At 58.6% G+C, this 13,927-nt stretch carries 13 protein-coding genes; 8 read left to right on the forward strand and 5 right to left on the reverse strand.

Annotation, left to right across the window (positions count from 1 at the left end; all coding sequences use genetic code 11):
* Window positions 1-15 precede the first annotated feature (15 nt).
* Window positions 16-1,107, forward strand: coding sequence for an aminopeptidase (locus tag AF70_RS24090; protein ID WP_026331797.1), 1,092 nt, complete (start codon window positions 16-18; stop codon window positions 1,105-1,107).
* Window positions 1,108-1,144: 37 nt separating this feature from the next.
* On the opposite strand, the gene AF70_RS24095 is transcribed toward AF70_RS24090, so the two are convergent.
* Together AF70_RS24095 and AF70_RS24100 are read right to left on the reverse strand one after the other, a co-directional pair.
* Complete coding sequence (locus AF70_RS24095) at window positions 1,145-1,795, reverse strand: HAD family hydrolase (protein WP_028940053.1); 651 nt, start codon at window positions 1,793-1,795, stop codon at window positions 1,145-1,147.
* 45 nt (window positions 1,796-1,840) lie between these two features.
* Window positions 1,841-2,386 carry a gamma carbonic anhydrase family protein gene (locus AF70_RS24100; protein ID WP_007940736.1) on the reverse strand — a complete coding sequence of 182 codons (546 nt, stop codon included), beginning with the start codon at window positions 2,384-2,386 and terminating at the stop codon, window positions 1,841-1,843.
* A gap of 62 nt (window positions 2,387-2,448) precedes the next feature.
* Between AF70_RS24100 and prlC the strand changes: the two genes are divergently transcribed.
* Together prlC and AF70_RS24110 are read left to right on the forward strand one after the other, a co-directional pair.
* On the forward strand, window positions 2,449-4,539 hold the full coding sequence (prlC, locus tag AF70_RS24105) for an oligopeptidase A (RefSeq protein WP_169342501.1): 2,091 nt from the start codon (window positions 2,449-2,451) through the stop codon (window positions 4,537-4,539).
* Complete coding sequence (locus AF70_RS24110) at window positions 4,536-4,823, forward strand: YheV family putative zinc ribbon protein (RefSeq protein WP_018927249.1); 288 nt, start codon at window positions 4,536-4,538, stop codon at window positions 4,821-4,823. The genes prlC and AF70_RS24110 overlap by 4 nt, the downstream gene beginning before the upstream one ends.
* A 46-nt stretch (window positions 4,824-4,869) precedes the next feature.
* Here AF70_RS24110 and AF70_RS24115 read toward each other — a convergent pair whose 3' ends face one another.
* Together AF70_RS24115 and AF70_RS24120 are read right to left on the reverse strand one after the other, a co-directional pair.
* On the reverse strand, window positions 4,870-5,517 hold the full coding sequence (locus AF70_RS24115; protein WP_026331798.1) for a dual specificity protein phosphatase family protein: 648 nt from the start codon (window positions 5,515-5,517) through the stop codon (window positions 4,870-4,872).
* A gap of 255 nt (window positions 5,518-5,772) precedes the next feature.
* Entirely contained in the window at window positions 5,773-6,078 is a 306-nt protein-coding gene (locus AF70_RS24120; RefSeq protein WP_019580285.1) for a hypothetical protein, read from the reverse strand.
* A gap of 242 nt (window positions 6,079-6,320) precedes the next feature.
* Here AF70_RS24120 and AF70_RS24125 point away from each other — a divergent pair, with 242 nt between their 5' ends.
* The 3 genes from AF70_RS24125 (at window position 6,321) to AF70_RS24135 (ending at window position 10,011) form a co-directional block, all read left to right on the forward strand.
* Window positions 6,321-7,379, forward strand: a complete 1,059-nt coding sequence (locus tag AF70_RS24125) for a PA0069 family radical SAM protein (protein WP_028940054.1) — start codon at window positions 6,321-6,323, stop codon at window positions 7,377-7,379.
* 243 nt (window positions 7,380-7,622) lie between these two features.
* Window positions 7,623-8,354, forward strand: a complete 732-nt coding sequence (locus AF70_RS24130) for a carbonic anhydrase (RefSeq protein ID WP_018927254.1) — start codon at window positions 7,623-7,625, stop codon at window positions 8,352-8,354.
* 130 nt (window positions 8,355-8,484) lie between these two features.
* Window positions 8,485-10,011 carry a SulP family inorganic anion transporter gene (locus AF70_RS24135; RefSeq protein ID WP_019580287.1) on the forward strand — a complete coding sequence of 509 codons (1,527 nt, stop codon included), beginning with the start codon at window positions 8,485-8,487 and terminating at the stop codon, window positions 10,009-10,011.
* Window positions 10,012-10,069: 58 nt separating this feature from the next.
* Here the strand turns inward: AF70_RS24135 and AF70_RS24140 are convergent, their stop codons facing one another.
* The gene (locus AF70_RS24140) at window positions 10,070-10,720 is read right to left on the reverse strand and encodes a hypothetical protein (protein ID WP_019580288.1); all 651 of its coding nucleotides are present in this window, start codon (window positions 10,718-10,720) and stop codon (window positions 10,070-10,072) included.
* A gap of 372 nt (window positions 10,721-11,092) precedes the next feature.
* On the opposite strand from AF70_RS24140, the gene coxB reads away from it, so the two are divergent.
* Both coxB and ctaD read left to right on the forward strand, forming a co-directional pair.
* Entirely contained in the window at window positions 11,093-12,220 is a 1,128-nt protein-coding gene (gene coxB, locus AF70_RS24145; protein ID WP_019580289.1) for a cytochrome c oxidase subunit II, read from the forward strand.
* Window positions 12,221-12,302: 82 nt separating this feature from the next.
* Window positions 12,303-13,895, forward strand: a complete 1,593-nt coding sequence (ctaD, locus tag AF70_RS24150; protein WP_018927258.1) for a cytochrome c oxidase subunit I — start codon at window positions 12,303-12,305, stop codon at window positions 13,893-13,895.
* Window positions 13,896-13,927 lie beyond the last annotated feature (32 nt).

Genomic DNA, 13,927 nt, shown 5'->3' on the forward strand with positions numbered 1-13,927 from the left:
AGGAATTTTTTTATTTTGATCAGGCCGCGTCCAAGCCTTGGGTTACTTGATCGCGTTTTACGCATTTTGTTTCCGGGTGTTTTTCTTTTGTCGCTCAACGGCTGCGCGAGCGTCAGCTATTACGGCCAATTGGCCAGTGGTCAGCTGCACTTGCTGCGGGCCCGGGAACCGATTGCCAATGTGATTGCCGACCCCGACCGCGACCGGCAATTGCGTGCGCACCTGGCCCAGTCACAAAAGGCCCGAACGTTCGCCAGCCAACACCTGCATCTGCCGGACAACCAGAGCTACCGTTTGTACGCCGACATCGGCCGACCGTATGTAGTCTGGAATGTCTTCGCCACGCCGGAGTTTTCGCTCAAGCCGCAGAACCATTGCTTCCCCGTCGCCGGCTGCGTCGCTTATCGCGGTTTTTACAGTCAGAGCGCTGCTCGCGGTGAGGCCGCCTTGCAACGCCTGCAAGGTATGGACGTGTCGATCGGCGGCGTCGAGGCCTATTCGACGCTCGGTTGGTTCAACGATCCGATTATTAGCTCGATGATGGCGTGGGGCGACGAACGGTTGGCCACGCTGATATTCCACGAACTCGCGCACCAACGTTTTTATGTGAAAGACGACACCGAGTTCAACGAGTCCTTCGCCACGTTCGTCGAACAGGAAGGCACTCGCCAATGGCGCGCATTCCGAGACATGCCGCCGGATAATGGAGCGTTGGTACGCCAACGCGACCAGTTCATCCAATTGATTCTGGACACCCGCACCCGGCTTGAACGGCTTTACGCCCTGCCGCTGCCGGCCGACCAAATGCGTGAGCGAAAAGCGGCCGAGTTCGAACAACTGCGCCGTGAGTACAGGACCCTGCGCGACAGCCAATGGGCTGGCAACAATCGCTACGATGCATGGATCAACGCCCCGATGAACAACGCCCGATTATTGCCGTTTGGTTTGTATGACCAGTGGGTGCCAGCGTTTACCGCACTGTTCAGGCAGGTCGATGGTGATTGGGTGAGGTTTTATGCGGCAGTGGAGAAGGTGGGCGCGTTGCCGGTTGGGGAGCGCAAGGCGGCGTTGAGGGCGTTGGCAGGATCAGCGAATTCCGGTGGCTGAACGGGCACCTTCGCGGACTGCCCGCGAAGGGATTTGATCAGCGCTGCAAAAACGCCTGATGCAACTCATCCAGCGTCTCGAAGTGATACGCCGGTACTTCGGCGCTCAATTCTTCCCGGCTGCCAAACCCATAACCCACCGCTGCCGCGTCCAGCCCATTGCTGCGGGCACCGATCAGGTCGTGCTTACGGTCGCCGATCATCAGCGTATTGGCCGGGTCGAGACCTTCTTCGGCCATCAAGTGTGCAATCAGCTCGACCTTGTTGGTCCGCGTGCCATCCAGCTCACTGCCATAAATCATCTTGAAATGCTTGGCGAAGTCGAAGTGCCGGGCAATTTCCCGGGCGAAAACCCATGGCTTGGAGGTCGCGATGTACAGCTGTCGCCCTTGCCCACCGAGGGTTTCCAGCAACGGTATAACCCCGTCGAACACACGGTTTTCATACAGGCCGGTGACCTTGAAGCGTTCACGATAGAAGTTCACTGCCTCCCAGGCCTTGGGTTCGTCGAAGTCATAGAACTGCATGAACGCCTGCAACAATGGCGGGCCAATGAAATGTTCGAGCCTGGTCAGGTCCGGTTCATCGATACCCAGTTTGCTCAGGGCGAACTGGATGGAGCGGGTGATGCCTTCGCGCGGGTCGGTCAGCGTGCCATCGAGGTCGAACAGTACGGTTTGGTGATGCATGGAAATTCCTGAGCAATAGCGAGACGCTTTCCGTTATCAAGAGGCTTAGAGCTGGTCGTAGCCTTCGGCCAGATGCAGGTCCTTGAGCTTCACGTAATTCGCTGCACTGTAGGTGAAAAAGGCTTTTTCCTTGTCCGTCAGCGGCCGGATCTGCTTCACCGGGCTCCCGACATAAAGAAAACCGCTTTCCAGGCGCTTACCCGGTGGCACCAGGCTACCGGCGCCGATGATCACATCGTCCTCGACCACCGCACCGTCCATGACGATGCTGCCCATGCCGATCAGAATCCGGTTGCCCACGGCGCAACCATGAAGCATGACTTTATGCGCGATGGTCACATCGTCGCCGATCAGTAACGGAAAGCCATCGGGGTTGAATGGCCCTGCATGGGTGATGTGCAACACGCAGCCGTCCTGCACGCTGGTGCGCGCACCGATCCGGATGCGATGCATGTCGCCGCGGATCACCGTCAGCGGCCAGACGGAACTGTCTTCGCCGATTTCGACGTCGCCGATCACCACTGCCGAGCCGTCGACAAAAGCGCCTTTGCCCAGCAGCGGCGTGTAGTTCTGATACTTGCGAAGGGTCACGATAGGGTTTCTCTCTGTTGCCGATAGCTGCGGTGAGCGTCGATTGTAATTAAGATGGGCGCATGTTTCTTCCCGCATGTTTTCCAGCCAAGGTGCCAACCGTGAGCGTGAACAACCCTCTTCTGCAGTCCTACGACCTGCCGCCGTTCTCGGCGATCCGTGCCGAACACGTGCAACCGGCCATTGAAAAGATCCTGGCTGACAACCGCGCCGCCATTGTCGAAATCCTCAAGACCCAGGCCAAACAACCGACCTGGGCCGGCCTGGTACTGGCGATGGACGAACTCAATGATCGTCTGGGCGCCGCCTGGAGCCCGGTCAGCCACCTCAATGCCGTGTGCAACAGCGCTGAGTTGCGCGAGGCTTACGAGTCCTGCCTGCCGGCCCTGAGCGCCTACGCCACCGAGCTGGGCCAGAACCGTGAACTGTTTCAGGCCTATGAAGCGCTGGCGAACAGTCCTGAGGCCGCCGGTTTCGACGTGGCGCAGAAAACCATCCTGGAGCACGCCCTGCGTGACTTCCGCCTGTCGGGTATCGACCTGCCTGAAGCCGAACAAAAGCGTTATGCCGACGTGCAGAGCAAACTGTCGGAGCTGGGCAGTCGCTTCTCCAACCAGTTGCTCGACGCCACTCAGGCCTGGACCAAGCACATCACTGACGAAGCCGCCCTCGCCGGCCTGACCGATTCGGCCAAGGCGCAGATGGCCGCCGCCGCGCAAGCCAAAGACCTCGACGGCTGGCTGATCACCCTGGAATTCCCGAGTTACTACGCGGTGATGACCTACGCCCAGGACCGCGCCCTGCGCGAAGAAGTCTACGCCGCCTACTGCACCCGTGCGTCGGACCAAGGCCCGAATGCCGGTCAGAACGATAACGGCCCGGTCATGGAAGAAATCCTCGACCTGCGTCAGGAACTGGCAAAACTATTGGGTTTCACCAGCTTCTCGGAGCTGAGTCTGGCGACCAAAATGGCCGAATCCAGCGATCAGGTTCTCAGCTTCCTGCGCGACCTGGCCAAGCGCAGCAAGCCGTTCGCCGTCCGGGATCTGGAGCAGCTCAAGGCCTACGCCGCCGAACAGGGTTGCCCGGACCTGCAAAGCTGGGACAGCGGTTTCTACGGTGAAAAACTTCGCGAGCAGCGCTACAGCGTTGCCCAGGAAACCCTTCGCGCGTACTTCCCGATCGACAAGGTTCTGGGTGGGCTGTTCGCCATCGTCCAGCGCCTGTACGGCATTGAGATCGCCGAGCTGAAAGGCTTCGATACCTGGCACCCGGACGTTCGCCTGTTCGAAATCAAGGAAAACGGCCAGCACGTCGGCCGCTTCTTCTTCGACCTCTATGCCCGCGCCAACAAGCGTGGCGGTGCCTGGATGGACGGCGCCCGCGATCACCGCCGCACAATCAATGGTGTGCTGCAAAGCCCGGTGGCGAACCTGGTGTGCAACTTCACCCCAGCCGACAGCGGTAAACCAGCCCTGCTGACCCACGACGAAGTGACCACCCTGTTCCATGAATTCGGTCACGGCCTGCATCACCTGCTGACCCGCGTCGAGCACGCTGGTGTGTCCGGCATCAACGGCGTGGCCTGGGATGCGGTCGAGCTGCCAAGCCAGTTCATGGAAAACTGGTGCTGGGAGCCGGAAGGTCTGGCACTGATTTCCGGTCACTACGAAACCGGCGAACCGTTGCCTCAGGATCTGCTGGAGAAAATGCTCGCGGCGAAGAACTTCCAGTCCGGCCTGATGATGGTCCGCCAACTGGAGTTCTCGCTGTTCGACTTCGAGCTGCACGCCACCCACGGCGACGGCCGCGGCGTGCTGCAAGTGCTCGAAGGCGTGCGTGATGAGGTTTCGGTCATGCGTCCACCGGCCTACAACCGTTTCCCCAACAGCTTCGCCCACATCTTCGCCGGTGGTTACGCAGCGGGTTACTACAGCTATAAATGGGCAGAAGTATTGTCGGCCGATGCCTTCTCGAAGTTCGAAGAAGACGGCGTGCTCAATGCCCAGACCGGTCGTGCCTTCCGCGAAGCGATCCTGGCACGAGGTGGTTCCCAGGAACCGATGGTGCTGTTCGTCGACTTCCGTGGCCGTGCGCCATCGATTGACGCACTCTTGCGCCACAGCGGCCTGACCGAGGACGCGGCAGCATGAGTGAGGGACCTGTGATTACCAAAAAACGCTTTATCGCCGGGGCGGTCTGCCCGGCCTGCAGCGAGCCCGACAAGTTGATGATGTGGAACGAAGATACCGTTCCACATCGCGAGTGTGTGGCCTGCGGTTATTCCGACACGCTGAATGAACAAGGCCTGTCGGTGCCCAAGGAATTGGGCACCCGGGTTAACACCTCGGCACTCAAGGTGCCGGACGCCAAGGTTCAGGCCGTGCAGTTTTTCCCGAACCCGAAGCTGAAGAAAAAGCCTGACGAGCAACACTGAGTATCGAAAAACACCTTCCACTGCGCAACGCAGTGGAAGGTGTTACTTACTCGACATGGGCCGAGTTGAACCAACTCTTCATCGAACACATGGCAAACGGACTTGTGCTGCAATCACCATTGGCCAGCGCCGTACGAAGTTTGTCGACATCGGCCTGCATCATGTAGCGAATGCCGTCCTTGAAGTGGGTGCTATCGCCAAAACCGCCCTGAGTCATTTCACTCAGCGCATCTTCCTTACTCCAGCCCTGCACCACCACCCGGTACATCGCCGCCATCAGGCCGGTGCGATCCGAGCCGTGTTTGCAGTGCATAAGCACAGGTCCTTTGGCCTCGGCGCTCTGAATCGTGCGAAGGGCCTTGAGCACATCACTGTCATCCACATGATTGGTGCGGTAGGGCAGCTGTATCTGGGTGATTCCGGGTTTGGACAACCAGCTTGAGTCCGGTTCAGGCAGGAAGTTGATGACGGTGGCGACCTTGAGTTTTTCCAGCAACGGCACCGCCCCCTTGTCCGGCAACGCACTGCGATAGAGGGTCGGGGACATCTGATAGAGGTTGTACTGAACCTCCACCGATTGAGCCCAGTCCGCAGGCCGGGATAGAGCAGCGTCATCAGCGTGGGCCAGCGTCAGGTTGAAAAGTGCGGCCAGCGACAAAAGAAACGTCGCAGGTAGAAGGCGCAGTAGGGACATGCTCAGGCGACCGTGAAGTGGTGGATAAGTGATCGATAGCCTGAACTCGGGACAGTCAAAGACCTGTGAGGGCACTGTCAAAGAATCGTGAATAGAACAGCAAATGCCCGAGGCTGGTTGTCATTCAGATCAGTCAGACTGTCCGACATCGCTAGTTGACTGAGAGACACTATCCGGCAAGACCTTGAGTTAATAGACGCCGATAAAACCAGGCCTGCATGGAGTCTCATGCAGACCTGGCAACAACTATCAACTTCAGGGATTTACGATACTGGAATAAGCCTTGGCCAAGGCCAGCAATTTTGCCTTGTCGTTACCATCGATATCGCCATCACCGTCCACATCGCTGTTAATGGTTTTGATCGTGAAGGACTGACCACCATCGCTGGAAACCGCTGTCACATAGACGGAATCGACCAGCGCCTCTGTCTGCACTTCATTTACCGCCTCCCACCCCAGCTCTTTACGGGCAAGTTGCATCGATACTTGTGCTTCGCGAGGATTGGTTATGCTGGGCGCCAACAGTTGTAAAAAAATACCACGCTGATTAAAAAACGACATGACTAAATCCTTTTAATTAATAATCCACGACAACTTCGTGTGGCGAGGATAGTACTAACAGCCTTTGTAATTGCGCTACTTGATATATATTTCCGGTGATGACAGTTGCGCAATGCGCTTGATCCAGAAACTTGTATAGTTAGTTCCTTTATATAATCTCCGACATTCACTCGCCGAACGGCACTGGCTTGTCGCTTGCCCCCTTGATACTGTATGCACATACAGTCAACGGACTTTTATCGATGAACACGCCTCTGCCACCCCGCGGTCGCGGCACCGCCACCAACCCGCACAACCGTTTCGCACCGAACCGTTCGGTGGCCGAGGATGACGGTTGGTATCAGGAAGCGCCGATCACCCAAGGCACCGAGGTGCGCATCGAGACGGCGAAGACCATCATTACCCGCAACAACTCGCCGGACTTGCCCTTCGACCGCTCGATCAATCCCTATCGTGGCTGCGAGCATGGCTGTATCTATTGCTACGCTCGGCCCAGCCACGCCTACTGGGACATGTCGCCAGGGCTGGATTTCGAAACCAGACTGATCGCCAAGACCAACGCCGCCGATGTGCTGGAAGAACAACTGTCCAAACGCGGCTATCAATGCGCGCCGATCAACCTGGGCTCCAACACCGACCCTTATCAGCCGATCGAGCGTGAACACAAAATCACCCGCAGGACCCTCGAGGTGCTGCTGCGCTATCGCCATCCGGTGACCATCATCACCAAGGGCTCGCTGATTCTGCGCGATCTGGACTTGCTGGCCGAACTCGCCGAACAACGGCTGGTGGCGGTAATGATCAGCCTCACCACTCTGGACGATGAGCTCAAACGCATCCTCGAACCCCGTACGGCTGCGCCCAAGGCACGACTGCGGGCGATCCGGGTAATGCGTGAAGCGGGGATTCCGGTGGGTGTCTTGTGTTCACCGATGATTCCGATGATCAACGACAGCGAACTCGAAAGCCTGCTGACTGAGGCCCATGCGGCCGGAGCGCAAACTGCGGCTTACATGATGTTGCGCCTGCCGCTGGAAGTGGCGCCGTTGTTCGAAGAGTGGTTGGCCGCCCACTATCCTCAGCGTGCAGCTCATGTGTGGAGCCTGATCCGCCAGAGCCGTGGCGGCGAGCTTTACGACAGTCGGTTTGGTGCCCGTATGCGCGGTGAAGGACCATTTGCCGATCTGCTGGCGCAGCGTTTTGCCAAAACCATCAAGCGCCTTGGGCTCAACCGTCGGGAAGGTTTCGATCTGGACTGCAAAGCTTTTTGTCCGCCGGGTCGCCAGATGTCATTGATTTAAGGACAATTGGACCTATGGTGGAGTAGTGAAAAAGGTACGTCGCGTTCAAGCTGGTCATATTTCTTATGACCTGGAACGCACGTTCTAGAGCGTTTGATTCAGTTTGAGTTAAGCTTCGGCCGCTACCTTGTTCATCGAGTGACTGACGGGTCTGCTTTTCGACCTGGATGTTTTTTATACAGCCACTGGCTTCACATCGGACAAAACGGGAAAATTCCCTGACTCCGCCAAAGAGGATGAATCATGAGTGACAAGGATAAACAGCCTTTGGCTGCGTCGGCTTCAGCCCAACCCGAGGCGGAAACCGCCGATGCAGCGCTGCAGCATATCGTTGACGGCTTTTTGCATTTTCATCACGAGATCTTTCCGCAGCAGGAAGAACTCTTCAAAAAACTCGCCACGGCCCAGCGGCCTCGGGCGATGTTCATCGCATGCGCCGATTCGCGCATTGTTCCCGAGCTGATCACCCAAAGCGCCCCCGGCGACCTGTTCGTCACCCGTAACGTCGGCAACGTCGTGCCGCCTTATGGGCAAATGAACGGTGGTGTTTCCACAGCCATCGAATACGCAGTGCTGGCGCTCGGCGTGCAGCACATCATCATCTGTGGCCACTCCGACTGTGGCGCCATGCGCGCGGTACTCAACCCGCAGAGCCTGGAAAAGATGCCGACGGTCAAAGCCTGGCTGCGCCATGCAGAAGTGGCGAAAACCATGGTTCAGGACAACTGCCATTGCTCGAATGAAAGCGAGAGCATGCACATCCTTACCGAAGAGAATGTGATCGCTCAGTTGCAACATTTGCGCACGCACCCGTCGGTGGCCTCGCGCATGGCCAACGGTCAGCTGTTTATCCATGGTTGGGTGTACAACATCGAAACCAGCGAAATCCAGGCTTACGACGCGGATCAGGGTTGTTTCCTGCCGCTCGATGGCAGCCATCCGATTCCGGTGGCGACGCCCAAAGCGCGCTTCTAAATCCTCTTCGTAGCCTGTCTCACAACTACGTTTGCGAGACAGGCCACCAGATCCCTGTGTGGTTTAGCCGAGGCTGCTGATCAAGCAGCCCGGCTTTGCCATGCCTGAAGAAAACCTCGGGAGAGTCACCATGCGTGCCGCTCAATTAAAAGCTGTTCTGCCACGGGAGCTGCTGGCTTCGGTGGTTGTATTTCTGGTTGCCCTGCCTTTGTGCATGGGCATCGCCATAGCCTCCGGGCTGCCACCGGCCAAAGGCCTGATCACCGGCATCATCGGTGGACTGGTGGTTGGCTGGCTTGCCGGTTCACCACTGCAAGTCAGCGGCCCGGCGGCCGGTCTGGCGGTATTGGTGTTCGAACTGGTGCGCCAACATGGAATCGCCATGCTCGGGCCGATCCTGCTACTGGCGGGTTTTCTGCAATTGGTGGCCGGGCGTTTGAAACTGGGTTGCTGGTTTCGGGTCACGGCGCCGGCTGTGGTGTACGGCATGCTCGCCGGCATCGGCGTGTTGATCGTGCTGTCGCAGGTGCATGTAATGCTCGATGCCGTGCCCAAGCCCTCGGGGCTGGATAACCTGGCGGCCTTCCCTGCTGCAGTGATTCAGGCTTTGCCTTCGTTTGGCTGGCAAGCGGGTTTGCTCGGGCTGTCGACCATTGCCGTGATGTGGCTGTGGGAAAAATTCCGCCCGCATTCCCTGCGTTTCGTTCCCGGTGCATTGCTCGGGGTCGGTCTGGCAACGATCGCCAGCCTGGCGCTCGCCTTGCAGGTCAAACGTGTAGAGGTCCCGGCTAACCTCGCGGAGGCCATCGATTGGCTACGCCCGGCGGATCTGCTCAACCTGGCTGACCCAACCCTGCTGATCGCCGCCTTCGCCGTGGCCTTTATCGCCAGCGCCGAAACCCTGCTCTCGGCCGCCGCCGTGGATCGCATGCACAGCGGTCAACGCTCGGACTTCGACCGCGAATTGTCGGCGCAAGGTGTGGGCAACATGTTGTGTGGCCTGCTCGGCGCGCTGCCGATGACCGGGGTGATCGTGCGCAGCTCGGCCAACGTTCAAGCCGGCGCCACCACCCGTCTGTCGACGGTGTTCCATGGCCTGTGGTTGCTGGCTTTCGTGCTGCTGCTATCGAGCGTGCTGCAAAGCATTCCGGTGGCGAGCCTGGCGGGCGTGCTGGTTTACACCGGTTTCAAACTGGTAGACCTCAAGGCCTTTCGCGGTCTGGGCCGTTATGGCCGGATGCCGATGTTCACCTATGCGGCGACCGCACTGGCAATCATCTTCACCGACCTGCTGACCGGTGTGCTGATCGGCTTCGGCCTGACGCTGGCCAAGCTGGCCTGGAAAGCGTCGCGCCTGAAAATCAGCCTGATCGATCTACCGGCGGACGGCGAGATGGAACTGCGACTGGTGGGGGCGGCGACCTTCCTCAAGGTGCCGGCGTTGACCCAGGTGCTGGGGAGCATTCCCGCAGGCGCGACGGTACATGTGCCGCTCAATAACCTGAGCTACATCGATCACTCGTGCCTTGAGTTGCTGGAGGAGTGGGGCCGGGCCAATGCGGCCAAGGGTTCGAAGCTGTTGATTGAAGCGCGGGGGTTGAAGCGCAGGCTTGAAGGGCGGTTGCGGACCACGACGGGCGTAGGTTCCGCCGGATAGATAACCGTGTGGGAGCGAGCTTGTTCGCTCCCACAGGTATTCGGTTCTTACCGTTGGATCAAGCCGCTGGCTGATCCAGCTCCAGCTCGACACCCAATTGGCGCGACAGGCACGGCCAGCGCTTCCACGCGGCGCCGGTGTCCGGGCTGTTGAGTTTCTCGCGGTAGGCCTCCACCGACTCCAGCGCGAAACTTTCATCGTCAAGCATCTCGTCCACGGCGTGATGCACTGCCTCATCCAGTTGGTTGGCAAATTCCTCGCCAATCAATTGGTGGGCAATCAGGTTGGCGACAGTCATGTCCAAGGGGATCAATGGCTGGCCAAAATGCTTGATGTACAGGTCGTTGACCTCTTCGACCAAGCGGTGCGCCAGATAAGCTTCGTCCAGCAGACTGTCCAGGCCAACGTGACCGGCCATGATCGCCGGCGGCTGGAGGAAGAACTGCTCGGCGATTGTCAGCACCGGCTTGATCTGCGATTCGATGCCCGCTTCCCTGGCGACTTCATTGGCTGCATCCAGCAGGTCTGGCACTTGTTCTATATACGCGGCCACAAAACGCGTCATCACGCCGTTGGCGTCGACATCCGGCAATTGGATGGCGGAGTGAAGGTGCGGCAGTTGGGTTTCCAGCTGACGAGTCAGCAGGCCGGTCTCGGCCTCGTGTTGCAGGGCTTTTTGGATCTGCTCGCGCAATGCGGCGGTGTTCATGAAAACTCCAGGAAACAAAGGCAATGAAATAGGGAAGACATAACTTAGCTGGCTCAGGAAAAAGGCTAAGACGCATTTGTCATAATTATTTCATTCTTGAGACGCCTGCGTTATATCGATTTGCCACCACTCGTCTGCATCCTTCTCCATTCGTGACCTGGAACGCAAGTCCAACCTGTTTCAGCTGATTTACCCCATCGCGTTGCGAGGTGGCAGTCGCTGTCTATACTCGGTTCTGAATGGAGTTAGCTGATGACACCCGACTGCATATGCAGCAAGGCTCGGCGATTCAAGTTCGTGGTCTGAAAAAGCCGCTCCCTTGCCGCAGGCGTTACGCCTACGGGATAACAAGAACGATAAGGGGAACCCGCAATGATGCGACATCCACATGTCTGGATGGGCCTCCTGTTGTGGTCGATTTTCAGTCAGGCGCAAGCGGCCTGGACTGTCAATATGGCGCCTGGAGCGACTGAGATCAGTCACGCAGTATTCGATCTGCACATGACCATTTTCTGGATCTGTGTGGTGATCGGCATCATCGTCTTCGGCGCCATGTTCTGGTCGATGATGATCCACCGCCGCTCGACCGGGCAGGTGGCCGCAAAATTTCATGAAAGCACCACCGTTGAAATCCTCTGGACCATCGTGCCCCTGCTTATCCTGGTGGCCATGGCGGTCCCCGCAACCGCCACACTGATCAAGATGTACGACAACACGGAGCCGGATATCGATATCCAGGTCACCGGCTATCAGTGGAAGTGGCATTACAAATACCTGGGTCAGGACGTCGAATTTTTCAGCAACCTGACTACCCCCGCCGATCAGATCCACAACAAGGAAGCCAAGGGCGAACATTACCTGCTGGAGGTCGACAAGCCACTGGTGCTGCCGATCGGTGCCAAGGTGCGTTTTCTGGTGACCTCCGCCGACGTCATCCACTCCTGGTGGGTGCCGGCCTTCGCAGTCAAGCGCGATGCGATTCCGGGCTTCGTCAATGAATCCTGGACCCGTGTCGACAAGCCCGGCATCTACCGTGGCCAGTGCGCCGAGCTGTGCGGCAAGGACCACGGCTTCATGCCGATCGTGGTCGAGGTCAAGGAAAAGGCCGACTACGAAAAATGGCTGGGCGAGCGCAAGGCGGAAGCCGCGCAACTCAAAGAGCTGACCAGCAAGGAATGGACCCTCGACGAGCTCAAGGAGCGCGGCGACAAGATTTATCACACCACTTGCGTGGCCTGTCACCAGGCCGAAGGCCAGGGCCTACCGCCGATGTTCCCGGCACTCAAGGGCTCGAAAATCGCCACCGGGCCGAAAGAAGCTCACCTGAGCCTGGTCTTCCATGGCAAGCCCGGCACCGCCATGGCGGCGTTCGGCAAGCAGCTCTCGGAAGTCGATATCGCGGCGGTCGTGACCTACGAACGTAACGCCTGGGGCAACAACAAAGGCGACATGGTCACCCCTAAAGAAGTGCTGGAGCTGAAACAGGCGGAAAGCAAATGACCCGGTCTATTGCGTACTCAAGGAATCGGTCGGGGCATGACGTCCCGGTTCGCCCAGCCCAGCCGTTTGCAGGAGACAGGACATGACTGTTGTAGTCGATGACCATGTTCATACCGATACCGCCCACGCCCACGGCCCTGCCAAAGGCCTGATGCGTTGGGTGTTGACTACCAACCACAAGGATATCGGCACGCTGTACCTGTGGTTTGCATTCACCATGTTTCTGCTCGGCGGCTCGTTCGCCATGGTGATCCGTGCCGAGCTGTTCCAGCCGGGACTGCAAATCGTCGAACCGGCGTTCTTCAACCAGATGACCACCATGCACGGTCTGGTGATGGTCTTCGGCGCGGTGATGCCGGCCTTCGTCGGCCTCGCCAACTGGATGATCCCGTTGATGATCGGCGCGCCGGACATGGCCCTGCCGCGAATGAACAACTTCAGCTTCTGGCTGTTGCCGGCCGCGTTCCTGCTGCTGGTATCGACCCTGTTCACGCCCGGTGGCGGGCCGAACTTCGGCTGGACCTTCTACGCACCGCTGTCGACCACCTACGCGCCGGAAAGCGTGACGTTCTTCATCTTCGCCATCCACTTGATGGGGATCAGTTCGATCATGGGCGCAATCAACGTGATCGCGACCATCCTCAACCTGCGCGCCCCCGGCATGACGTTGATGAAAATGCCGCTGTTCGTCTGGACCTGGCTGATCACCGCGTTCCTGCTGATCGCGGTGATGCCGGTGCTGGCCGGCTGCGTGACCATGATGCTGATGGACATCCACTTCGGCACCAGTTTCTTCAGTGCCGCCGGTGGCGGTGATCCGGTGCTGTTCCAGCACGTGTTCTGGTTCTTCGGCCACCCCGAGGTGTACATCATGATCCTGCCGGCCTTCGGTGCCGTCAGCTCAATCATTCCGGCGTTCTCGCGCAAGCCGCTGTTTGGCTACACCTCGATGGTCTATGCCACGGCCAGTATTGCGTTCCTGTCATTCATCGTCTGGGCGCACCACATGTTCGTGGTCGGCATTCCACTGGTGGGCGAGTTGTTCTTCATGTACGCCACGCTGCTGATCGCAGTGCCGACCGGCGTGAAAGTGTTCAACTGGGCCAGCACCATGTGGCAAGGCTCGCTGACCTTCGAAACGCCGATGCTGTTCGCCGTGGCGTTCGTGATTCTGTTCTCCATTGGCGGATTCTCCGGGTTGATGCTGGCCATCGCCCCGGCGGACTTCCAGTACCAGGACACCTACTTCGTGGTCGCGCACTTCCATTACGTGCTGGTGCCGGGGGCGATCTTCGGGATCTTCGCCTCGGCTTACTTCTGGCTGCCGAAATGGACCGGCCACATGTACGACGAAACCCTCGGCAAGCTGCACTTCTGGCTGTCTTTCATCGGCATGAACATGGCGTTCTTCCCGATGCACTTCGTGGGCCTGGCGGGCATGCCGCGGCGGATTCCGGACTACAACCTGCAATTCGCCGACTTCAACATGGTGTCGTCGATCGGCGCGTTCATGTTTGGTGCCACGCAGATCTTCTTCCTGTTCATCGTGATCAAGACCATTCGCGGCGGCGAGCCGGCACCGGCCAAGCCGTGGGATGGTGCCGAAGGGCTGGAATGGAGCATTCCATCGCCCGCGCCGTATCACACCTTCACCACACCGCCGGAAGTGAAATGAAACGCCTCGGTCCTGTAGGAGCCGGCTTGCTG

This window comes from Pseudomonas sp. KD5 (assembly GCF_012932895.1).
GTDB lineage: Bacteria > Pseudomonadota > Gammaproteobacteria > Pseudomonadales > Pseudomonadaceae > Aquipseudomonas.

Coding starts and splice junctions, on each gene's coding strand:
- AF70_RS24095 (WP_028940053.1), bottom strand. CDS start 1,795: ATGCATCACCAAACCGTACTGTTCGACCTCGATGGCACGCTGACCGAC.
- prlC (WP_169342501.1), top strand. CDS start 2,449: ATGTTTCTTCCCGCATGTTTTCCAGCCAAGGTGCCAACCGTGAGCGTG.
- AF70_RS24110 (WP_018927249.1), top strand. CDS start 4,536: ATGAGTGAGGGACCTGTGATTACCAAAAAACGCTTTATCGCCGGGGCG.
- AF70_RS24115 (WP_026331798.1), bottom strand. CDS start 5,517: ATGTCCCTACTGCGCCTTCTACCTGCGACGTTTCTTTTGTCGCTGGCC.
- AF70_RS24120 (WP_019580285.1), bottom strand. CDS start 6,078: ATGTCGTTTTTTAATCAGCGTGGTATTTTTTTACAACTGTTGGCGCCC.
- AF70_RS24125 (WP_028940054.1), top strand. CDS start 6,321: ATGAACACGCCTCTGCCACCCCGCGGTCGCGGCACCGCCACCAACCCG.
- AF70_RS24130 (WP_018927254.1), top strand. CDS start 7,623: ATGAGTGACAAGGATAAACAGCCTTTGGCTGCGTCGGCTTCAGCCCAA.
- AF70_RS24135 (WP_019580287.1), top strand. CDS start 8,485: ATGCGTGCCGCTCAATTAAAAGCTGTTCTGCCACGGGAGCTGCTGGCT.
- AF70_RS24140 (WP_019580288.1), bottom strand. CDS start 10,720: ATGAACACCGCCGCATTGCGCGAGCAGATCCAAAAAGCCCTGCAACAC.
- coxB (WP_019580289.1), top strand. CDS start 11,093: ATGATGCGACATCCACATGTCTGGATGGGCCTCCTGTTGTGGTCGATT.
- ctaD (WP_018927258.1), top strand. CDS start 12,303: ATGACTGTTGTAGTCGATGACCATGTTCATACCGATACCGCCCACGCC.